The organism is Streptomyces sp. PA03-5A, assembly GCF_033792725.1.
Lineage (GTDB): Bacteria > Actinomycetota > Actinomycetes > Streptomycetales > Streptomycetaceae > Actinacidiphila.
On sequence record NZ_JARAVL010000015.1, the window covers coordinates 106,306 to 127,841 of the forward strand.

Genomic DNA, 21,536 nt, shown 5'->3' on the forward strand with positions numbered 1-21,536 from the left:
ACCACCGTGGACACCGCGTGGACACGGTCAGCGCAGGTGCCGCACGAAGAAGTCGGCTGCCTCCCTGCCGACCCGGACGCGGACGTCCGGGTCGGCGGGCTCCGGCGCGAAGAAGTCGTCATGGCGGACGTGGGGGCCGGCGCAGCGGACGCTAGCCGTGGGGACGTGTTCCGCGTACGGCCTGGTGTCGACGTCGTACGGGTTGACCGTGTCGGCACCACCCCAGCGGATCCCCACCGGCACCCGCACGGCCGCCAGGCTCCTCGGGGTCACGAATCCCCCGACGCCCGGGGCCACTTGGAAGACTGCCCGCACCCGCGCGTCCGACAGGTCGGCCCCCGCTCCGTCGAGCGCCCCCCGCGCCGACGGGTCGTCCGGGTACTTCTTCCGGTGCGCCTCGAGCACACCGGGGAACTCGGGGATGTCCGGCACCGGTACGGCCCCCGACAGCACGGCCCGCAGGACGTCCGGGTCGAGGCGCGCCCCGGCGAGCGCCACCGCCGTGTGGGCGCCCACGGAGAAGCCCGCCGCGCCGACCGGCCCCAACGGCTGTTCCCGGGCGAGCACGTCGAGGGCGAAGGAGACGTCCCGTGGCCGCTCCCACACGTGGAGGAAGCCCTCCGGCTCGTAGCCGCCGACGAAGTTGTTGCCGTGGTGGTCGAGGGCCAGCACCCGGAAACCCGCCTCGCGCAACGGATCCACCAGCCACTCCATGGCGCCGCCCGAACCTCCGGTGCCGTGCGACACGACGACCAACGGGGAGGAGGCGGCCGGGGGTTGCGCCGGCTCCCACAGGTAGAGCCGCACGGGGCGCGGACGAGCCGGCTCCCGCCAGTCCTGGCGGGACTCGTCGTACAGGACGCGTATCTGTGGCTGCTCCGGCCCGGAGATCGTCATGACGCCATCGTAGGAAACGCGACGGCCGGCCGCGCCACGGCAGGACGGGGAAGCCGTTCGCCGCGCCGACCGCCGTACGCGCGCTTCAGCGGTCGATCTCGCCCGGAACCACTCGGTGCGCGCGGTCGGGAGTCCGCGGAACCGGGCTCCCCGCAGGTGCACCGTCGGCCATCGAGATCGACAGCCCTTCGGTCAGCCATCTGTGGGCCACCGTCATGTTCAGCACCCGCCCGCCGGTGACGGTGCCGACCAGGGCCCAATAGCGTTCCAGGCGGGGGTCGAAGCCGGACGACCTCGACACCAGCCCGTGCAGGTACGCGCGGAAGGCGGGGGTGTCCGACTCCCGGCGGGCTCGCGCGTGGGCGGACACGAAGGCGTTCACCGCATCCCCGGCGCCGGGCGGCAGGCCCTGGGCCAAAGCGGCGGCCGTCGCAGCGGCGGCATCGTCGATCTCCGCGTAGAAGGCCGGGCCGTCCCTCATCTCCTCGTCGTGGTCCTGGGTCCAGCGGGTGAAACTGGGTGTGGAGATGAGCAGATGAAGCTCGGCGTAGGCCAGGACCGTAGCGGGATCGGGGTCCTGCGGGGGGTCGGGGCAGAGCATGCCGATCATGATGTCGAGCCGGCGCTTGGGCATGGCCGCGGACAGCTCGCGATACCAGTGGTCGGTGAGGGTGCGATGCGCCTGCGGGAGCCGCTGCACACGGGAGAGGATCTCCAGACGCCGGAGCCGTTCCTCGCTCGGGGCCTCGTCCAGGGACTTGAGTGTGGCCTGGCGCCACCGCAGTTCGGTCAGTCGTTCCTGCACCGCTTCGAGCTCGGTCGCCACCAGTTCGCCGAGGGAGCGCTCACCGGTGACCACCTGCGTGATGGTGGCGATCGGAGTGTCCAGCGCCCGTAAGCGTCTGATGAGACGGATCCGTTCCCACGCTTCAGGACCGTAGCGGCGATGACCACCGGCGCTACGGCCGGCCACGGGCAGCAGACCGCTGTCGGAGTAGTAGCGGAGGGTCTTCACCGGGACCCCCGTTCCGGCCGCGAGTTCACCGATGCTCCACGTGTCTTGCGTCACGGGCTCTTGAACCTCCAGCGCGCGGGAGGTCCTAGCGTACTGATCACCGGCCACGTCGGTCCGCATCGTTTTCCCCACCGCTCAGGCCTTGTTCCGGCCTCATGCGACCTCGTCCGACCACGAAGGGTGGATACGCATGTCCCCGACCATGACAGCACCGCGTCCAGGCCGAAGAGACAGGCTCCGTGCGGTGCTCTTCCCCTTGCTCTGCGCGGTGGCACTACTCGCGGGCACCGCCGTGCCGGCGACCGGCGCACCACCCGGTTCCGCGCACTCCGCGGGGCCGAGCGGTACCGTCGTACGGACCGACCACGGCCTGGTACGCGGTGTGTCACACGGCTCGTACGCCACCTTCGACGGCATTCCCTACGCTGCCCCGCCGACCGGACCACTGCGCTGGCGCGCCCCGGTGCCCGCCGCCGCGTGGCAAGGTGTCCGGGATGCGACGGCGGCGGCTCAGCGCTGTGTGCAGATGCCGGCACCGGGTGCGGGCGCTGTGCTCGGGTCGGAGGACTGCCTCTACCTCAACGTCACCATGCCGACGCCGAAGCCAGCCGGGCGGAAGCGGCCCGTGCTGGTGTGGACGCACGGCGGTGCGTTCCTGGGCGGTTCCGGCAGTGACTACGGCACCGGACAACTGGCGGTCCGGGGTGACACGGTCGTCGTGACGGTCAACTACCGGCTGGGGATCTTCGGCTACTTCGGCCACCCCGCATTGGGCTCCGCCCCGCCGTTCGGCCTGGCGGACCAGCAGGCCGCCCTGCGCTGGGTGCGGGCGAACGCGGAGCGCTTCGGCGGCGATCCGGGCAATGTCACGCTCTTCGGTGAGTCCGCGGGCGCCCTCAGCATCTGTGCGCACCTCACCTCGTCGGCGGCCGCCGGACTCTTCCGGCGGGCCGTGCTCCAGAGCGGCTCCTGCCACATGTCCTTTCCACGCGGCGCTCTGGGACCCGGCACACCGGCGTACGAGCCGTTCGCCCCACAGCGCGAGGTCCAGACGGCCGGGGCGGAAGCCGCCCGGCAACTGGGCTGCACCGAGGGCGGCGGAGACGAGGTGCTGGCGTGCCTGCGCGGGCAGGGCGCGGATCGCCTGGCCACCGCGCAGCTGATGCAGTCCTTCAACCGGCCCGCCTTCGGCAATCCGCTGCTGCCCGTGGCGCCGGACCAGGCGTTGGCGACCGGACGCTTCCACCGCGTGCCGGTCGTCCAGGGCACCAACCACGACGAGATGCGGATGTTCGTCGGCCTGTCGCTCGCCGCGTTCCCGATCCGCACCGAGGACGACTACCGCGCCCGTCTGGTGGACGCCTTCGGGCCCGCAGCCCCCGCCGTCGAGGCACGGTACCCGGCAGCAGGACACCCCACGCCCGCACTGGCCTGGGCCGCGGTGCTGACCGATCGATCCCTCACGTGCACCACGCTGGCAGCCGGCCGGGCCATCGCCGCCCGTGCCCCCGCCCTCCCGCTCTACGGCTACGAGTTCAGCGATCCGGACGCTCCCGTCCTCGCCGGTCTGCCGGTGAACCCGGGCTTCCCCTACGGCGCGGCGCACGGCTTCGAGATGCCGTTCCTGTTCGCCGCCTTCCCCACCGAGCGACCGCTGACCGACGCCCAGCGCGCCCTGTCCGACCGGATGGTCGACTATTGGACGAACTTCGCGCGCACCGGCAACCCGAACACCCCCGGCGCCCCGCTCTGGCCTGCCCTGCACCCTTCGTCACCTCTCGCGCGGTCGGTGCAGTCGTTGGCTCCCGGACCAGGCGGAATCCACCCCGTCGACGCGTACTCCGCCCACCACTGCTCGTTCTGGGACCGCCTGCCTCGGTGAGCCTCCGCGCGATCGGCTCCGGATCGGCTCCGGATCGGGCGGCATCGGCTGCGCCACACCGGGTACGCGACGCAGCACGGCAATGTCCGTGGCACCCCCGAACGCTTCCTCCGGAAGGAGTCGAAACGATGGGCTGGTGGCGAAGCGCCGCTTGCGCAGACGAGGATCCGGAACTGTTCTTCCCGGTCAGCTCCTCAGGCCCGGGTGCGGGGCAGGAAGCCCGCGCCAAAGCGGTCTGCGAGAGGTGTCCGGTGGTCGGCGACTGCCTCGAGTGGGCACTCAGTACCGGGCAGTCCCCCGGCATCTGGGGCGGCACGTCCGAGGAGGAGCGCCGCGCGCTGCGCCGCCGTGCCGCCCGCAGCGGGTGAGCGGTCCCCCCGCCCCGATCGCGTCCCCTGTGGTGCCACCCGTGGGCGGCACCCGCCCTGACCCGGACGCCCCCGGGCGCCCCGGCCGGGGCGCCCGGGGGCCCACACGGCCGTGGGACGCGGCGGCGGGTCAGCGGCGACGGCCGCGGCGGCGCCGGGCGCCCGCGCGACGGGCCGGACCCGGCAAGCGGACCGCCACGAACAGGGTGACCAGCCACGTCACCACGAAGGCGCAGACGACCGCCAGCAGCGTCGTGACGGTCGCGGCGATCAGCAGCCCGAAACACACGATCGCCAGCAGCGCCAGCAGCAGGGCGCGTGGCCGCCGCAACAGGTCAGCCGGCCCCGGGCCCGGGCGTGGGTCCGGCTCCGGGTCCAAGCGCATCGTGCGCAACTGACGTTCCAGCACGTCGTCGTCGCGCAGCAGGTCCTCGATCTCCGCCAGCGCACGCCGTTCGCGCTCCGTGAGCCCCGAACCCTCCATCACCGCCCCCTCCACCACCCACCCATGCCTGTCCCTTACCCCGAATGGCGGAAGGGATGAGGGGTACTCGGTCGCGGAGTCGGAGAATGTCCCGGTGTCGTGACGGAGGGATCCCGATCATGTTGATGGCCCATCCCGTGGTTCTGCACATGCTGGTCGAGCAGTACGAGACGCTGCGGGCGGCGAACGCCGACGACGGCGGATCCGAGGCGCGCAGCCGGGTGGAGGACGTGGCGTACACGCTGTGCGTCGCCACGGGGACCACGGACGTGGAGGCCGCGCTGGCCGCCGCCCGCAGCAGGCTGCCGGGGGCACGGCCGGCGGACGGTCGGGGCCACGGTCCCTGCGACGGGGCCGCGTGAGCGGCGGACTCCCGGGTACGCGCCCCTCAGCCGAAACGGCCCGAACCGGGAGGAACGCATGACGACGAACGCCACGCCCCCCAACGATCCGGTGCCCCCGAACCCCACCCCGTCGCCCGGCCCCCTGGGCCCGGAGCCCGGTCCGGCGCCCGGTCCCGTGCCGCCGGGCGGCCCGGACCCGCTGCCGCCCACGCCCGCGCCGCCCGGGCCGGACCCCGTGCCCCCGGACCCCACGCCGCCGGGCCCCGGACCCGAACCCGGACCGCTCCCGCCTCCGGGCCCCAGCCCGCAGCCCGCGACCTGAGGCGAGCCGGCCACGCCCGCAGAGGGGGCGCCGGCGGAGCACCGCCGCGAGCAGGACGCGGAGGACGTGGAGGCTCACCTGCTCCACGACGGGCGGGAGTTCGCCGTGACCGGCGAACTCCGGCTCGACGTTGAGGAGGACGAGGTCGAACCGGCCCGCCTCATCGTCGCGGCCCGCCGCCGGCGGCCGCGGAGTCGGACGGCGTCCGGTCGCCGGGTTGGCCCGCCCGGGCCCGGCTGACCGGCCTGGCCGAGGTCTTCCTGCGCGTCCACCCCGACAACGCCGCCGCACTGCGGTGCCACCTCGGGGCGGGCTCCGTCCCGGTCCCCGCGGTGCAGGCCGCGGAGTGGAACGTGCCGCAGCCGGTCGCGTACGGGTGGCTGCGGCACGCGGGCTGAGACGGCACCACCGGGGGCCCGACCACACGGGGTGCTCAACAACCCTGACGCATGGATTGACATGTCCGCCTCACGCCTCGACGCTTGAGAGCGCTCTCAGCACCATTTCGCCCCTCGTGACGTCCCTCCGCCCCCACACAAGGAGGAAGCGCGTGCACATCCGACGCAAACCCCTCGCGGCCCTGCCGGCCGCGCTGCTGATGACGGTCGGCCTCACCGTCCTCGGCACCACGTCCCCCCGCGCCGAGGCCGCCGTCCCCGCCACCATCCCGCTGACGATCACCAACAACTCCGGCCGCAACGAGCCCGTGTACCTCTACGACCTGGGCACCGAGCTCGCCACCGGCCGCCAGGGCTGGGCCGACGCCAACGGCACCTTCCACCCCTGGCCGGCCGGGGGAAACCCGCCGACCCCGGCGCCCGACGCCTCGATCGCCGGACCCGCCAACGGCAGGTCCGTCACCATCCGGCTCCCCAAGTTCTCCGGCCGGGTCTACTTCTCCTACGGCCGGAAACTGGACTTCCGGCTGACCACCGGGGGCCTGGTGCAGCCCGCGGTGCAGAACCCGTCCGACCCCAACCGGGACATCCTCTTCAACTGGTCCGAGTACACGCTGAACGACTCCGGGCTGTGGATCAACAGCACGCAGGTGGACATGTTCTCCGCCCCGTACGCCGTCGGACTCCAGCGCGCCGACGGCAGCACCGTCACCACCGGGCACCTCGTGCGGGGCGGCTGGAACGGCTTCTTCGCCGCCCTGCGGGGCCGGACGGGCGGCTGGGCGAACCTCGTCCAGACCCGCGCCGACGGCACCGTGCTCCGCGCCCTCTCCCCCGGCCACGGGATCGAGACGGGCGCGCTCCCGCGCACCGTGATGGACGACTACGTCAACCGCGTCTGGCAGAAGTACTCCACCGCGACGCTCACGGTGACCCCCTTCGCCGACCGGCCCGGCACCAAGTACTACGGGCGGGTCTCCGGCGGCGTCATGAACTTCACCGACGCCTCCGGGACCGTCGTCACCTCGTTCCAGAAGCCCGACGCGGACAGCGTGTTCGGTTGCCACAAGCTGCTCGACGCACCGAACGACCTCGTGCGCGGCCCGATTTCACGCACGCTGTGCGCCGGTTTCAACCGCACCACCCTGCTCACCAACCCCGCCCAGCCGGACACGAGCGCGGCCGGCTTCTACCAGGACTCCGTGACGAACCAGTACGCCCGGGAGATCCACGCTCGGATGGCCGACGGCAAGGCGTACGCCTTCGCCTTCGACGACGTGGGCAACCACGAGTCGCTGGTCGACGACGCCAACCCGCAACAGGCCTCCCTCACGCTGGACCCGCTGGACTAGTCCTCCGGCGACCCGGGGCCGGGCCGGCCGGGCTGGATTGTCGGTGGCCCGGCCTAGGGTGGGGACGACACAGGCACCCGCGACGAGAGACTGGAAGTCCCCATGACGACCCTTTCCGACCGTCCGAACACCGCGCTGCTCGTCATCGACGTGCAGAACGGGGTGGTGGCCGGCTCCCACAACCGGGACGACGTCATCGCCAACATCAACATCCTGCTCGGCAAGGCGCGGGCGGAGGACGTTCCCGTGATCTGGGTGCAGCACTCGGACGAAGGCCTGCAGAAGGGCAGCGAGAGCTGGCAGTACGTGCCGGAACTCGTGCGCGAGGAGCCGGAGCCGCTGATCCACAAGCGCTACGGGGACTCCTTCGAGGACACCGAGCTGGAGGCGGTGCTCGCCGACCGCGGCGTGGGCCGGCTCGTTGTCACGGGTGCCCAGACCGACGCCTGCGTCCGCTCGACCCTGCACGGCGGGCTCGTCCGGGGCTACGACGTCACGCTCGTCGGCGACGCGCACACCACGGAGGACCTCAGCGCCTACGGGGCGCCGGCCCCGGAGTTGGTGATCGCGCACACCAACCTCTACTGGCAGCACCAGAGCGCCCCCGGGCGCCGCGGCGGCACCGTCGGCACCGCGGACGTCTCCTTCGCCGCGGCCGGGACGAGCTGAGCCCTCCGGGCCCGGGCGCCCGCTCTTCCGCATGGGCCATGTGGGCGGATGCCGGACGTCGTCCGGCGTCCGCCGCCCCGCAGATCATGGCCCGTCAGCGGGCGCCGTGTCCCGCGTGGACCGCCGCGGCGTGGATCGGTCCCGTCGTGCCGCTGAGCGGGGACCCGGAGCCGCCGCGCTTCCCGGCGATGATCTGGGCGGCGATGGAGACCGCCGTCTCCTGAGGTGTGAGGGCGCCGATGTCGAGGCCGATCGGCGAGCTGAGGCGGGCGAGTTCGGCGTCGGTCAGGCCCGCGTGCCGGAGGCGTCCGAGGCGGTCCTCGTGGGTGCGCCGGGAGCCCATCGCCCCGACGAAACACAGGAAGGGGAGGCGCAGGGCCACCTCCAGCAGCGGCACGTCGAACTTCGGGTCGTGGGTGAGGACGGCCACCATCGTCCGGGCGTCGACGCGGCCCGCGGCGGACTCCGCGGCGAGGTAGCGGTGCGGCCATTCGACGACGACCTCGTGGGCGTCGGGGAAGCGGGCCGCGGTGGTGAACACGGGGCGCGCGTCGCAGACCGTGACGCGGTGGCCCAGGAGCGCGCCCTGGCGGGCGAGCGCGGCGGCGAAGTCGGTGGCGCCGAAGACCAGCAGGCGGGGCGGCGGCGCGTAGGAGCGGACGAAGACCCGCCGTTCGCCGTAGCGGCGCTGCGCGCTCGTGCCGCGGGCCAGCATGGCGCGGGCGTCCCCGGCCACAGCCTCGTCGAGGACGGCGGAGCCGAGGCCGCCCGAGCGTGCCCCGGGGCGCACCACCATGCGGGTCCCGGCACCCGGACCGGCGACGACCGTGGCCACCGCGACCGCCCGGCCCGCCGCCATGTCGTCGAGGACGGCGGGCAGTTCGGGGAAGGTGGCCGGGGAGACCGGCTCGACGAAGACGTCGATGGTGCCGCCGCAGGTGAGGCCGACGGCGAAGGCGTCGTCGTCGCTGATCCCGTACTGGTGCAGCTGCGGCGTCATCGTACGGACGACCTCCCGCGCCACCTCGTACACGGCGGCCTCGACGCATCCGCCGGACACGCTCCCGGCGACGTCGCCCTCGGCGGACACGGCCATCGCCGCACCCGGGGGACGGGGCGCGCTGCGGTAGGCGGCGACGACTGTGGCGAGTCCGATCGTGCGTCCGGCCGCGTACCAGGCCCGGAGCGGGTCCGCGAGCTCTCGCACCGCGGGCCTCAGACGAGCCAGACGATGAGCAGGACGAGCACGACGACCGCGACGGCGGCCGGGATCGCCCGCTTGAGCACGGCGCCCTTGGCGACGCCCATGAGGTCGATCGGCTCGGGTTCCGCCGTGGGCCGCACCGGGCCGGGTGCCGGCCCGGGGGCGGGTGCCGGCTCGCGCGCGGGTGCCGGCCCGGGGGCGGGTGCCGGCTCGCGCGCGGGTGCCGGGCCTTCGGCGTCGCCTTGCGAGCGGCTCTCCGCGGTCCCTTCCCCGCCTCCTTCCCGTTCCGCCTCGGCGCTCTCCGCAGCCGGAGGCGTCGAGGGCGGCGGTGCCGCGGCCGACGGCTCGGTGCCGTCCCCGCCGCTCCCGCCACCCCCGCCGACCGCGGCGGGCTCGGGAGCGCGCTCCTGCGCCAGTTGCCGCTCCAGGGCCTCCACGAACTGGCCCAGCAGCTTCCTGCTGACCTCTTCGATCATGCCCTTGCCGAACTGCGCGACCTTCCCGGTGACCGTCAGCCGGGTCTCCACCGTCACCATCGTCGCCTCGCCCTCGGGAACCAGCCGCGCGGTGATGCGCGCGTCGGCGTTGCCCTGGCCCCGGGCGTCACGACCGCGCGCCCGCAGCACAGCGGTCCGGCTCGCGGCGTCCTGCTCCTCGAAGGCGGCGGTGCCCTTGTACTGGACGGTCACCGGACCGACCTTCACCTTCACGAGGCCGTTGTACGTGTCGCCGTCCCGCCCGGTGAGCTGCGCGCCCGGCATGCACGGCGCGATCCGCTCGACGTCGGTGAGCAGGGCCCAGGCCTGGTCCGGCGGCAGGCTCACTCGGAACTCGTTGGTGAAGTCCATCGAGGGCAGACCTCTCTTCCGGTCGTGGCGTCATCGGCGGTCCCGGACGGTGCCCACACCTTGGGCCCGCCGTCGCAGGCCGTCAACGCGCAGTTCAGCGTTCGCTTAAGACGCCGGTCGCGGGGCCGCCCGGGAACCCGCACGCCCGGGTCGTCAGCTCCAGAGCGTGACGTGGACGGGCGGCCGGAACTCCGTGAGCGGGACGCCGTTGGAGCGGGCGAGCAGGGCCTGCGTGGCGGCGGGGGTGGTGACGAACCGGCACAGGGCGGCGGCGACCGCGGAGCGGCGGTCGGAGGCGAGGGTGCTCGCGTACAGCATCCCGTTGATCGGCATGCCGAGGACGTCGAGGACGACGAGGTGCGAGCGCCGCAACTCCTCGCGCACGACGTGCAGCAGGGCCAGCGTCACCCCGTCGCCCGCGGCGACGGCGTTGAGCGAGGCGGTCACGCTCGGGAAGGCGGTGGCCTTGGCGGGGTCGACGCCGATGCGGGCGAGGAAGGCACCGGCGAGGGTGTCGGGGTCCATGCCGGCGGGGCCGAAGAGCCAGGGCTCGCGACCGAGCCGCCCGGGGGCGATACGGGAGTGCTGCCGCAACGGGTGACCGGGCGCCGCGACGACGACCAGCTGGAAGCGGAGGAAGGGCACGGACTCGATCGCCGGGTGCGGGGCGGGCGCGGGCCCGATCGTGACGTCGGCCCTGCGGTCCCTGAGCAGTTCGCCGAAGACCCCGACGGGGACCGCCAGCGTGTCGGCGTCCAGGTCGGGCTGGCGCCGTCCGAAGGACGCGAGAAGGGCGGGCAGCACCTGCTCGGCACCGGTCTCGGTGGACGCCACGCGCAGTTGCACGGTGCCGGCGCTGGCCTGCCGTACGCGGTGGCGGGTCTCCTCGGCCAGGCCGACGATCTCGGCGGCTCCCGCGGCCAGGCGCTGTCCGCCCGGGGTGAGGCTGATGCCGCCGCTCGCACGGATGAAGAGGACGTCGCCCAGCTCGCGGCGGAGCGCCGCGACGGCCCCGGACACCGCGGGCTCGGTGACGCCCAGCGACTCGGCGGCAGCCTTGACCGATCCCAGTCGGGCCACGGCGACGAAGGCCCTCAACTGCGTGAGCGTCATGGGGACATTACATCTGTTCGAGCGTCAACTGTCTCAGTCCGGATTAACCATTCTCTTCAGTTGCCGTTGACCGACCCCGCCCGCGGCGCGAGTGTTCCCCCCACATGCACCCCGCATCGACCCACACCGTCGACCGTCCGGGCAGGGAAGGAGGGTGCCGTGCAGGTACCCGCTTCGTTCGAGTACCAACGGGCGCAGAGCGTGGAGGAGGCCCTGGAACTGCTGGGGCGCTTCGGCGAGGAGGCCAGGGTCCTCGCGGGAGGGCACAGCCTGCTCCCCATGATGAAGCTGCGTCTGGCCGGGCCGGAGGTGCTCGTCGACATCAACGACCTCACCGAACTCGACCACATCGACGAGACCGGCGGCGAGCTGCGGGTCGGCGCCCTCACCCGGCACCGCACCCTGCTGGAGTCGCCGCTGGTCGGCCGGCACTTCCCGATCATCCACGACGCCGAGCGGGTGATCGCCGACCCGCCGGTCCGCAACCGCGGCACCATCGGCGGCTCGCTGTGCCAGGCCGACCCGTCCGAGGACCTGTCGGCGGTGTGCGCGGCGCTGCACGCGGTCGCCGTGATCCGCGGCGCGGACGGCGAACGCACCGTCGCCATGGCCGACTTCCACCGCGGACCGTACGAGACGGCGGTCGGCGCCGGGGAGATGCTCACCGAGGTGCGCTTCCCGGTCCTGGCCCACTCCGGCAGCGCCTACGAGAAGCTGGAGCGCAAGGCCGGTGACTGGGCGGTGGCGGCGGCCGGGGTGGCGCTCTCCCTCGACGACGGTCGCATGACGCACGTCGGGGTGGGTCTGGCGGCGGTCGGCGCCGACGGGCTGCACGCGGAGGCGGTACAGGAGCTGCTGGAGGGCCGTGAGCCGTCGCCGGAGCTCGTCGAGGAGGCCGGGCGCGTGGCGTCGGCGAGCTGCTCGCCCGTCACCGACAGCCGTGGACCGGCCGAGTACAAGCGGCATCTGGCCGGAGAACTGACCAAGAGGGCCCTGCGGCGCGCCGTCGCCCGGGCCACCGCCCCGGCCGCGGCCGCGAAGGAGGGATGACGGACGTGCGGATCACGGTGAACGTCAACGGCGAGGACCACACCCGTGAGGTGGAGGCCCGCCATCTGCTCGTCCGGTTCCTCCGCGACGACCTGGAGCTGACCGGGACGCACTGGGGCTGCGACACCAGCAACTGCGGCACCTGCGTGGTGCTGATGGACGGCGAGCCGGTCAAGAGCTGCACGGTCCTGGCCGCCATGGCCGAGGGTCATGAGATCCGCACCGTCGAGGGGCTGGCCGACGGCGACCGCCTCGACCCGGTGCAGCAGGGCTTCATCGAGGAGCACGGGCTGCAGTGCGGCTTCTGCACCCCGGGGATGATGCTCAGCGGCCGGGCGCTGCTGGACCGCAACCCCGACCCGTCCGAGGACGAGGTCCGCGAGGCCATCTCGGGGCAGCTGTGCCGGTGCACGGGCTACCTCAACATCGTCAAGGCCATCCGGTGGGCCGCCGCCCACGAGGCCGGCAGCCGTGCGGAAGCGGGGAGCCAGGCATGACCACCGTCGAGGAACCCGCCGCGCCCGCCGCCGAGGAGCGGCCGATCGGCTTCGGCCGGATGAAGCGCAAGGAGGACCCGCGCTTCGTCCGCGGCAAGGGCCGTTACGTGGACGACGTGAAGCTGCCGGGGATGCTGCACGGCGCGGTGCTGCGCAGCCCGTTCGCACACGCCCGGATCGTGTCCATCGACACCTCCGCCGCCGAGGCGCACCCCAAGGTCAAGGCCGTGATCACCGGGGAGACGCTGGCCGGGCTCGGGCTGGCGTGGATGCCGACGCTGTCGATGGACACCCAGGCGGTGCTCGCCACCGACAAGGTCCGCTTCCAGGGCCAGGAGGTCGCCTTCGTCGTGGCCGAGGACCACTACGCGGCCCGCGACGCGATCGAGCTGATCGACGTGGACTACGAGCCGCTCGACCCCGTCATCGACGCCCGCCGCGCCCTCGACCCGGCCGCTCCGGTCATCCGTGACGACCTGGAGGGCCGTACCGACAACCACATCTTCGACTGGGAGGCCGGCGACCGGGCCGCCACCGACGAGGTGTTCGCCGGCGCCGACGTCGTCGTCGAGCAGACGATGCTCTACCCGCGCGTGCACCCCGCGCCGCTGGAGACCTGCGGCGCGGTGGCCTCCATGGACCCGGTCGACGGCAAGCTGACGCTCTGGACGACCACCCAGGCGCCGCACGCGCACCGCACGCTGTACGCGATGGTCGCGGGGCTGCCCGAGCACAAGATCCGGGTCATCTCCCCGGACATCGGCGGCGGCTTCGGCAACAAGGTCGGCATCTACCCCGGGTACGTGTGCGCGGTCGTCGGCTCGATCGTCACGGGCAAGCCGGTCAAGTGGGTGGAGGACCGCTCGGAGAACCTGATGAGCACCTCGTTCGCCCGCGACTACCACATGACGGGTCAGATCGCGGCGACCCGCGAGGGCCGCATCCTCGGTGTGCGCGTCAAGGTCCTCGCCGACCACGGCGCCTTCAACTCCACGGCGCAGCCGACGAAGTACCCGGCGGGCTTCTTCCACATCTTCACCGGCTCGTACGACATCGAGGCGGCGCACTGCGAGGTCACCGGCGTCTACACCAACAAGGCGCCGGGCGGCGTCGCCTACGCCTGCTCCTTCCGCGTCACCGAGGCGGTGTACCTGATCGAGCGCATGGTGGACTGCCTCGCGGCCGAACTCGGCGCCGACCCCGCCGAACTGCGGATGCTCAACCTGCTGCGGCCCGAGCAGTTCCCGTACCGGAACAAGACCGGCTGGGAGTACGACTCGGGCGACTACCCGGCGTGCCTGCGCAAGGCCATGAACCTCGCCGGCTACGAGGAGCTGCGCCGAGAGCAGGCGGAAAAGCGCGGGCGCGGTGAACTCATGGGCATCGGGCTGTCGTTCTTCACCGAGACGGTGGGCGCGGGCCCGCGCAAGCACATGGACATCCTGGGTCTGGGCATGGCCGACGGCTGCGAGCTGCGCGTCCACCCCACGGGCAAGGCCGTGGTGCGGCTGAGCGTGCAGACGCAGGGGCAGGGCCACGAGACGACGTTCGCGCAGATCGTCGCCGAAGAACTGGGCATCCCGCCCGAGGACATCGACGTGGTGCACGGCGACACCGACCAGACGCCCTTCGGGCTCGGCACCTACGGCTCCCGCTCCACCCCCGTGTCCGGCGCGGCCGCCGCGCTGGTGGCCCGCAAGGTGCGGGACAAGGCGCGGATCATCGCGGGGGCGATGCTGGAGGTGTCGCCCGAGGACCTGGAGTGGACCAAGGGCCGCTGGTCGGTCAAGGGCGACCCGGCGATGACCAGGACGATCCAGGAGATCGCGCTGGCCGCGCACGGCGCCCTGGAGCTGCCGGAGGGCGTGGAGGGCCATCTGGAGGCCACCACGGTCTACAACCCGCCCAACCTGACCTACCCGTTCGGGGCGTACATCTGCGTGGTCGACGTCGACCCGGGCACGGGCGCGGTGAAGGTGCGGCGCTTCATCGCGGTGGACGACTGCGGGACGCGCATCAACCCCATGATCATCGAGGGGCAGGTGCACGGCGGCCTCGCGGACGGGGTCGGCATGGCGCTGATGGAGTTCATCGGCTTCGACGAGGACGGCAACTGCCTGTCCGGCTCCTTCATGGACTACCTGCTGCCGACCGCGCTGGAGGTGCCGGCCTGGGAGCTGGGGCACACCGTCACACCGTCCCCGCACCACCCGATCGGCGCCAAGGGCATCGGCGAGTCCGCGACCGTCGGCTCGCCCCCCGCGGTGGTCAACGCGGTGCTCGACGCGATCGGCGTGCGTCACGCCGACATGCCGCTCACGCCCGGCCGGGTGTGGCAGGCGATGCGGCACGGCCAGGTCGAGGCGCCGCAATGAGCCAGGCCCCGGTGCTGGACGCGCGGATCGCCGAACTCACCGCGCGCCACGTCCCGTTCGTCCGGGCGACCGTGGTGCGCGCCCGCCGCCCGGCGAGCGCGCGCCCCGGCGACACCGCCGTGGTGCTGGAGGACGGCCGGATCGAGGGGTTCGTCGGCGGCGTCTGCGCGGAGGCCACGGTCCGCGCGCAGGCGCTGCGGACGCTGGCCAGCGGCGAGGCGCTGCTGCTGCGGATCTCCCCGCAGGCGGCGGACGAGGGCACCGGAGTGGAGCCCGAGGCGGAGGACGGAGCACTGAGCCTGCGCAACCCGTGCCTGTCGGGCGGGGAGTTGGAGATCTTCCTCGAACCCCGGCGTCCCGTCCCGCGCGTCCTGGTTCTGGGCGACACGCCCATCGCCCGGGCCCTGACCGGCTTCGGCCCCGCCCTCGGCTACGAGGTCGCGGGGCCGCCCGCGGGCGGGTTCACCGCGCAGTCGCGGGCCGGGGTCCACGCGGTCGTGGTGGCCTCGCACGGGCGTGACGAGGAGGCCGCGCTGACGGCGGCGGTGCGCGCGGGCGTGCCGTACGTGGGGCTGGTGGCCAGTCCCCGGCGCGGGGCGGCGGTGGTCGCCGGGCTGGACCTGACGCGGGAGCAGCGGGACGCGGTCCGTACGCCCGCGGGCCTGTGGATCGGCGCCCGCACGCCGGGCGAGATCGCGCTGTCCATCCTCGCCGAGGTGGTCGCCTCGGTACGGGGCGGGGACGAGGCGAACGTCGCACCCCCGGTGGGCGGGCCGCCCGCCGCGGGGGACCCCGCACCGCCCACCGCGCCGGACCCGGTCTGCGGGATGACGGTGGCCGCCGTACCGGACACCCCGCACTCCGACGCCGGGGGCGAGCGCCGCTGGTTCTGCTGCGCGGGCTGCCGCACGGCGTTCGAGGCCGACCCCGCCCGCTACGCGGAGGCGCGGTGAGCACGTTCACGCAGGAGCGCGTCCCGGACCCCGCGGGTCTGCGCCGGGCGCTCGACGAGCGCGGCTACCTCGCGGACCCCGGGCTGGTCACCGCGCTGTTCCTGGCGCTGCGGCTGCCGCAGCCGCTGCTGCTGGAAGGAGAGGCCGGGGTCGGCAAGACGGAGGCGGCTAAGGCGCTCGCCGGTGTGCTGGGCGGCCCTCTGGTGCGGCTGCAGTGCTACGACGGCCTCGACGCGGCGGAAGCGCTGTACGAGTGGAACCACGCGCGCCAGCTGCTGGGCATCCGGCTCGCCGAGTCGCGCGGCGAACGGCTCGCCGAGGCCGACCTGTTCACGGAGGAGTACCTGCTGCGGCGCCCGGTGCTGACCGCGCTCACCCATCCCGGCCCGGAGCCCGCGGTGCTGCTGATCGACGAGATCGACCGGGCGGACGACGACTTCGAGGCCTTCCTGCTGGAGGTCCTCGCCGAGTCGGCCGTGACGATCCCGGAGTTCGGCACCGTCCGTGCCGTGGTGCCGCCCGTGGTGGTGCTCACCTCGAACCGCACCCGTGATCTGCACGACGCCCTCAAGCGGCGCTGCCTCTACCACTGGATCGACTACCCCGACCCCGAGCGCCTGGTGCGGATCGTCCGCCGCCGGGTGCCCGGGACCTCGGCGGAACTCGCGGAGGCGATCTCCGCGGCGGTGCGGCGGCTGCGCGGCCTGGAGATCCAGAAGGCCCCGGGCATCGCCGAGAGCATCGACTGGCTCGCGGCGCTCGCCCTGCTCGGCGTACGGCGCCTGGACGCCGAGGCCGCGGGGGCGACCCTGGGCACGCTGCTGAAGTACCGGGAGGACCAGGAACTGGTCCGGGACCGGGGCCTGGAGTGGCTCGTGGGCAGCGGCCGTGACGCCTGAGCCGGTGTCCGGGCCGGCACGGCCGCTGCCGCTGCCGCTGTTCGACACGGCGGAGTTCGGCGGCCGGCTCGGCGAGGCGCTGCGCCGCGCGGGCCTGCCGGTCACCCCCGAGCGGACGGTGTGCTTCCTGCGGTCGTTGCGGCTGGTGCCGCCGGTGGACCGGGAGGCCCTGTACTGGACGGCGCGGCTGGCCTTCGTGACCGACCGGGAACTCGTCGCGCCCTTCGAGCGGGTCTTCGAGGGTGTGTTCGGCGGGCTCGCGGGCCTAACCGCGGAGCGCGGCGACCGTACCGCCGCTCCCCCGGACGCCGCCGAGGACGCCGCGCGGGTGGCCCCGTCCCCCGGTGCCCGCACGGCACCGGGCCCGTCCCCCGCCGGGACGGGGCCGGCACGCACGGTGGCCGGCCCCCGCACCGGGGAGGAGGCGGACGGCCCTGCGGGGACGGTGGCGACACTGGGCAGCACCGCGGAGGTCGTCGCCCACAAGGACTTCGCCGCCCTGGACGCGGCGGAACTGGCCGCCCTGGACCGGCTGATGGAGCTGATCGTGCTGCGCACCCCGCTGCGCAGGACCCGGCGCCGCGACACCGACCCCCACGGCCCCCGGGTGGACCCGCGCCGCACGCTGCGCGCGATCCGCACGACGGGGCTGGAGCCCGTGCGCCTGGCCCGCTCGCGCCCCCGGCTGCGGCGCCGTCCGCTGGTGCTGCTCTGCGACGTCTCGGGCTCGATGGAGCCGTACGCCCGTGCCTACCTCAGGCTCTTCCCCCGCGCGGCGGCGGTCGGTGTGGCAGCCGAGGTCTTCGTCTTCGCCACGCGTCTGACCCGCCTCACCCCGGTGCTGCGCCGCTCGGGCCGGAGCGGGGTGGACGCGGCGCTGCGCCGGGCGGGGGCCGCCGCGTCGGACTGGTCGGGCGGCACCCGGATCGGGCACGCGCTGGCGGAGTTCAACGACCGCTTCGGCCGCCGCGGCATGGCACGCGGCGCGATCGTCGTGATCTTCTCCGACGGGTGGGAGGGCGAGGACCCGCGGGCGGTGGGGCGTGAGGCCGCCCGGCTGCGGCGGCTGGCGCACCGCGTCGTATGGGTCAACCCCCGCAAGGCGGCGCCGGGTTACCTTCCGCTCGCGGGCGGCATGGCGGCGGCACTCCCCCACTGCGACGAGTTCGTCAGCGGCCACACCTTCGCCGCGCTCGCCGAGGTGGCCGACGCGATCGGCGGAAGCGCGCGGGGAAAAGGAACCGGAAGGGAAAACGGAAGCACAAGCGGAAGGAGGCGAGGCCGACGGGAATGACGTCCCCGACGGCCCGGCCCCCTACACTCTCCTTCGATTCCCGGGATTTCAGCCCCGGTATTCGCGGGAATCGCCGTACGGATCGCCTGGTCGCCACCGAATGCCTCGAAGTGCGCGGCGGGAGCCGGGACGTGATAACTCGCCGGCGCCGTGTGTTGCACGGCCTCGGGTGCCGGGCGGTTCTCGTGCGGGCGGGAGGTGAATTCCTCCCGCGGCGCCGCCCCCGCGTTCCCCACGACCTCGACGGGATTCACCAGGACGGCGAAGAGGACCAGCAGCACCTCGATGCCCAGGCCGATGATGAGCGGGGCGACGAGGGTGATCCCGGTGACGCCGTCCTCGCTCACGACCCCCGACACGCTCCGTACCGTGACGGCCGTCATGGCCGTGTAGTGCATGCCGCTGATGGCGATCGCCATCACCAGCGAGGCGCCCACAGTCGCGCGGGCCCGTGTCACGCGCAGGGTGAACCAGAGCGCCACGGTGGCGGCCGCCACCGCGATGACCACCGAGAGCACCACGAGCGTGGTCGTGTAGGCGAAGGTGCCCGGGAAGCGCAGGGCCGCCATGCCCAGGTAGTGCATCGCGGCGGCGGCGACCCCCGCGCCGGCTCCCCCGGCGAGCAGCCCGCCCCAGGACGGCTTCAGCCCGGCGACCAGCATGCCGACGCCCACGATCACGATCGCGACGACCAGGCTGAGGGCGGTCAGGGGCACGTCGTAACGGAGTTCGACGCCGTCGACGGAGAAGCCGAGCATGGCGATGAAGTGCATGCCCCAGATGCCCGACCCGAGGGTCAGCGCCCCGGCGGCCAGCCACGCCCAGCCCTTGGCGAGCCCCCGCGCATGGAAGCGGGCCGCACAGGCGAGCCCGAGGCCAGAGCCCAAGGCCGCCATCACGTAGGCGAGCACGGGATAGAAGGCGTGCGAATACAGATGTTGTTGGTGCCCCACTGATGAACTCCCCACCGGCACAGACGGCGAGCACAACGGCCGCGGACCCGGCCGGCATCTTTGCCTGCCGTCCCCTCCGGCGCGCGCCGTCGACAATGCGGCACCGGGCGATCCCGCAGCGAACGATTGCCGTTCCCAGACAAGACACACTGACAGGCGGGACCGGCCCGCCGGCCCCCACCCGGACGACCGATTCTTGAACCTTATACCAACTTCTCCGCGACGCCACGTGTCGACGGAAACGGAAACAGCAAGTTCCCGTCCGGATAATTCTCACCACCGTGAATTCCCGTCAACCCGGCGGCTGGACGGAGGCATTGGGCGGCTTTCCGGGACGGCGGGCCGCTCGGCCCGTTCTTTCGCAGGGCTGATTCAAAGTCGTGGTGTTGCGTTGCTGGTCAGGCGATTCCCAGGAGCCACAGTGGGCGGGTGGGGGCGCTTACTGTAGGAGACCTCTCGGACGCCGGCGGCGATGTTGCGGTGCCCAGCTTGACGGAAGGGGGCGTTAAACCGGACTGCGGCTGAGCCCCTGCAACCCCGTCACCCCAACCTTTCGACGTCAGCGGCAAGGCACACCAATATGACCCAAAAGGGCCCCACCGGACGCAAGTCCGATGAGGCCCTTTACCCGACTACTTCAAGCTCTCCCAATCAATCTCCGGGTCTTCCTCAAAATCCATTATGGGAGGCCTGTCATAGCGTTGGCCATTCATTTCGCCGGGAACCCAATTGATACACTCCGGGCGCTCACCTGTGCCTTTCCGGCAGAACTCCTCCACCGCGGCACGCACCTGGGTGATCGGAAGCGTACTGGCCGGGTCATGGAACAGTGGATAGCCAGGATCCGATACCACTCGCGGATCGAAATCCGGTGGCTCAGGATTATCGGACACCCAAACAGAGTCGTAGATCCCACCCTTTTTCGGGCTCTTGTCATTGACGAACCAAACCAGACTTCCGTAGCCGGTCCGATGGTTGACTGCGAGGCGCAGGTGATTATCTGCCACGCGGTTCTCGTCGCTGTGTCGCTCGCCGGCGAAGGAGAACCAGGCGTCATCACCTGGAGAGTAGCTGCGGCCCCCTTCAACCTCCGAATGCAGCCCACTCATGACCTCCTGGATGACCTGCGAAATTTCATCCCAGGCCTCTGCGTAACGCCACCCACCGTTGTAAACGACACTGAGAATCATGGTTGCAGACCTCACTTAGCCACTGGTGGTCCTACCCCGTGCAGCGGGATATTTCGCAGGATACCCGCCGCATCCTTGTACCAGACCATCAGGGTGGACCCCTTGGGCAGGATGGCAGGAACTGCAGCTCTGCATGCGTAGTCGGCGACTTCTGGTATGCACGGGCCCCTCTGATGGTTGATCACGACGTCGAGATTCTTCACGCCCGCATTGCGCATACTCCAGGCAAGTTTGGTCTCAACATGACTGGCAACCTCGTACTTACCGTTAGACGGGGTATCGATATCCGGAGACTCATTGAGGAACTTTTCTATGTCGTCGTATTTCGAAGACTTGCTGCTCCGGAAGGGATCACCAACCTTCTCCGCGCGGCCGTCTTCTCCAAATTTGATGACCTGTCCGATAGTCTTCGGCTTTTGCTCTGTCCGCACCGGAAGCAGGGACGTTTCAGAGTCGCGGTGATCATGTAGACCTGCTGGTCAGGGGATGTTCGGCAGGTCCAGCGGCCGGTTAAAAGGGTCGTAGGAGGCGTGGCGGAGGCCGGCGGCGATGTTGCGGTGTCCGGCGGCGCGGAGCGCGTTGATCGCCAGATTGCGCAAAGTGGCCATATTCTCGGGCCGTCCGCGACGCCGACGCGGATCGGGCAGCACCCGCAGCCGCTCCACCAGCGAGAGCCCGGCCACACCCTCCAGAGCAGGCGACTTGACGAGACAGACGGTGGCAGACTGACGGCACATCGAAGCTCCGGTGGATCAGGGCGACTTGGGAAGGTCACCCCGTTCAACCGGAGCTTCGTTGCGTACGTGACGGGCCGGCCGAACGGCTCTAACCTGCGGACTCACGTGATCACCAGGACTTTGAAACGCCCCTGCGTTCTTTCGGCACCGGTCGGCGGCACCACGCGTATCGCCACCGGTGGCGGGGCGTCGGCGTCTACCCTGTGGGTCATGCACCAGCCCCGACGGCGCGACCGGCGTCCGGCCCGCCCTGCGAGGCCGGGGTCCGGCGAGCGCCGGGTCGCGCCCGTGGAGTTGGCGGGGGCCGGTGTCGTGGTCGTCGGCCTCTTCTCCGCGAAGGAGAAGGACTTCGCTGCGCTCATGGATGGCGCGGCCGTGGAACTGGCGGCGCGCGGTGCCCGGGTCGTCGGGCGGATCGTCCAGCGGCGCGGTGTCTCGGACGGCGGGGTCACGAAGATGGCCCTGCCCTATTCCTCACGGACCCTGCTGAGCCACGGGAAGATCCGTGAGGCAGCCGCGGTCTGCGAAGCGGCCGATGCCGACGCGGCGGTCTTCGTCGCCCCTCTGACCGAGCGCCAGCGGCGCGTGCTGACGGGGATGCTCGGCTGTCCCGCCGTGAGCCTCTCCGAGGTCCTCGCCACGGGCCGGCACCGCCCGCCCGGCTCGTCCACGGCGTGACGCGGCGCTGCCGG

General features: G+C 72.5%; 21 protein-coding genes and 1 pseudogene. 12 read left to right on the plus strand and 10 right to left on the minus strand.

The window, feature by feature from the left end:
• Positions 1 to 27 precede the first annotated feature (27 nt).
• Both PV410_RS20160 and PV410_RS20165 read right to left on the minus strand, forming a co-directional pair.
• Entirely contained in the window at positions 28 to 897 is an 870-nt protein-coding gene (locus tag PV410_RS20160; protein WP_500326373.1) for an alpha/beta hydrolase family protein, read from the minus strand.
• Between the two features lie 85 nt (positions 898 to 982).
• Positions 983 to 1,966, minus strand: a complete 984-nt coding sequence (locus PV410_RS20165; RefSeq protein WP_500326375.1) for a MerR family transcriptional regulator — start codon at positions 1,964 to 1,966, stop codon at positions 983 to 985.
• Between the two features lie 190 nt (positions 1,967 to 2,156).
• Between PV410_RS20165 and PV410_RS20170 the strand changes: the two genes are divergently transcribed.
• Positions 2,157 to 3,794, plus strand: coding sequence for a carboxylesterase/lipase family protein (locus PV410_RS20170; RefSeq protein ID WP_500326377.1), 1,638 nt, complete (start codon positions 2,157 to 2,159; stop codon positions 3,792 to 3,794).
• A gap of 128 nt (positions 3,795 to 3,922) precedes the next feature.
• Entirely contained in the window at positions 3,923 to 4,162 is a 240-nt protein-coding gene (locus PV410_RS20175) for a WhiB family transcriptional regulator (protein WP_499515665.1), read from the plus strand.
• Positions 4,163 to 4,292: 130 nt separating this feature from the next.
• Here the strand turns inward: PV410_RS20175 and PV410_RS20180 are convergent, their stop codons facing one another.
• On the minus strand, positions 4,293 to 4,646 hold the full coding sequence (locus tag PV410_RS20180; protein WP_500326379.1) for a DUF3040 domain-containing protein: 354 nt from the start codon (positions 4,644 to 4,646) through the stop codon (positions 4,293 to 4,295).
• Positions 4,647 to 4,765: 119 nt separating this feature from the next.
• Here PV410_RS20180 and PV410_RS20185 point away from each other — a divergent pair, with 119 nt between their 5' ends.
• From PV410_RS20185 to PV410_RS20195, 3 genes are all read left to right on the plus strand, one after another.
• The gene (locus PV410_RS20185) at positions 4,766 to 5,008 is read left to right on the plus strand and encodes a DUF5133 domain-containing protein (RefSeq protein WP_500326381.1); all 243 of its coding nucleotides are present in this window, start codon (positions 4,766 to 4,768) and stop codon (positions 5,006 to 5,008) included.
• 902 nt (positions 5,009 to 5,910) lie between these two features.
• Complete coding sequence (locus tag PV410_RS20190) at positions 5,911 to 7,062, plus strand: glycoside hydrolase family 64 protein (protein WP_500326532.1); 1,152 nt, start codon at positions 5,911 to 5,913, stop codon at positions 7,060 to 7,062.
• Positions 7,063 to 7,164: 102 nt separating this feature from the next.
• A complete protein-coding gene (locus PV410_RS20195; RefSeq protein WP_500326383.1) occupies positions 7,165 to 7,731 on the plus strand; it encodes a cysteine hydrolase family protein in 567 nt (188 codons plus the stop codon).
• Positions 7,732 to 7,825: 94 nt separating this feature from the next.
• On the opposite strand, the gene PV410_RS20200 is transcribed toward PV410_RS20195, so the two are convergent.
• The 3 genes from PV410_RS20200 to PV410_RS20210 form a co-directional block, all read right to left on the minus strand.
• Positions 7,826 to 8,938 carry an XdhC family protein gene (locus PV410_RS20200; protein WP_500326385.1) on the minus strand — a complete coding sequence of 371 codons (1,113 nt, stop codon included), beginning with the start codon at positions 8,936 to 8,938 and terminating at the stop codon, positions 7,826 to 7,828.
• An 8-nt stretch (positions 8,939 to 8,946) separates the two neighbouring features.
• Positions 8,947 to 9,783, minus strand: a complete 837-nt coding sequence (locus PV410_RS20205) for an SRPBCC family protein (RefSeq protein WP_500326387.1) — start codon at positions 9,781 to 9,783, stop codon at positions 8,947 to 8,949.
• A 153-nt stretch (positions 9,784 to 9,936) separates the two neighbouring features.
• The gene (locus PV410_RS20210) at positions 9,937 to 10,896 is read right to left on the minus strand and encodes a LysR family transcriptional regulator (RefSeq protein ID WP_500326388.1); all 960 of its coding nucleotides are present in this window, start codon (positions 10,894 to 10,896) and stop codon (positions 9,937 to 9,939) included.
• A 159-nt stretch (positions 10,897 to 11,055) separates the two neighbouring features.
• Between PV410_RS20210 and PV410_RS20215 the strand changes: the two genes are divergently transcribed.
• The 6 genes from PV410_RS20215 to PV410_RS20240 are packed head-to-tail and all read left to right on the plus strand — an operon-like array spanning position 11,056 to position 17,964.
• A complete protein-coding gene (locus PV410_RS20215) occupies positions 11,056 to 11,946 on the plus strand; it encodes an FAD binding domain-containing protein (protein WP_500326390.1) in 891 nt (296 codons plus the stop codon).
• The gene (locus PV410_RS20220; protein ID WP_499515655.1) at positions 11,943 to 12,443 is read left to right on the plus strand and encodes a (2Fe-2S)-binding protein; all 501 of its coding nucleotides are present in this window, start codon (positions 11,943 to 11,945) and stop codon (positions 12,441 to 12,443) included. Before PV410_RS20215 ends, PV410_RS20220 begins: the two co-directional genes overlap by 4 nt.
• Positions 12,440 to 14,818: an aerobic carbon-monoxide dehydrogenase large subunit gene (locus PV410_RS20225; RefSeq protein ID WP_500326392.1), complete on the plus strand. Its 2,379-nt coding sequence runs from the start codon at positions 12,440 to 12,442 to the stop codon at positions 14,816 to 14,818. Before PV410_RS20220 ends, PV410_RS20225 begins: the two co-directional genes overlap by 4 nt.
• Entirely contained in the window at positions 14,815 to 15,771 is a 957-nt protein-coding gene (locus tag PV410_RS20230) for an XdhC family protein (RefSeq protein WP_500326393.1), read from the plus strand. The genes PV410_RS20225 and PV410_RS20230 overlap by 4 nt, the downstream gene beginning before the upstream one ends.
• Entirely contained in the window at positions 15,768 to 16,670 is a 903-nt protein-coding gene (locus tag PV410_RS20235; RefSeq protein ID WP_500326395.1) for an AAA family ATPase, read from the plus strand. The genes PV410_RS20230 and PV410_RS20235 overlap by 4 nt, the downstream gene beginning before the upstream one ends.
• Positions 16,660 to 17,964: a vWA domain-containing protein gene (locus PV410_RS20240; RefSeq protein ID WP_500326397.1), complete on the plus strand. Its 1,305-nt coding sequence runs from the start codon at positions 16,660 to 16,662 to the stop codon at positions 17,962 to 17,964. Before PV410_RS20235 ends, PV410_RS20240 begins: the two co-directional genes overlap by 11 nt.
• Positions 17,965 to 18,410: 446 nt before the next feature.
• On the opposite strand, the pseudogene PV410_RS20245 reads toward PV410_RS20240, so the two are convergent.
• From PV410_RS20245 to PV410_RS20260, 4 genes and pseudogenes are all read right to left on the minus strand, one after another.
• Positions 18,411 to 18,860 (minus strand): annotated as a pseudogene (locus PV410_RS20245) (MHYT domain-containing protein); the annotation flags it as partial.
• 689 nt (positions 18,861 to 19,549) lie between these two features.
• A complete protein-coding gene (locus PV410_RS20250) occupies positions 19,550 to 20,107 on the minus strand; it encodes an Imm1 family immunity protein (protein ID WP_500326399.1) in 558 nt (185 codons plus the stop codon).
• A gap of 11 nt (positions 20,108 to 20,118) precedes the next feature.
• Positions 20,119 to 20,538 carry a DddA-like double-stranded DNA deaminase toxin gene (locus PV410_RS20255; RefSeq protein ID WP_500326400.1) on the minus strand — a complete coding sequence of 140 codons (420 nt, stop codon included), beginning with the start codon at positions 20,536 to 20,538 and terminating at the stop codon, positions 20,119 to 20,121.
• A 48-nt stretch (positions 20,539 to 20,586) separates the two neighbouring features.
• A complete protein-coding gene (locus PV410_RS20260; RefSeq protein WP_500326402.1) occupies positions 20,587 to 20,844 on the minus strand; it encodes a hypothetical protein in 258 nt (85 codons plus the stop codon).
• 210 nt (positions 20,845 to 21,054) lie between these two features.
• Between PV410_RS20260 and PV410_RS20265 the strand changes: the two genes are divergently transcribed.
• Entirely contained in the window at positions 21,055 to 21,522 is a 468-nt protein-coding gene (locus PV410_RS20265) for a hypothetical protein (protein WP_500326404.1), read from the plus strand.
• Positions 21,523 to 21,536: the final 14 nt, after the last annotated feature.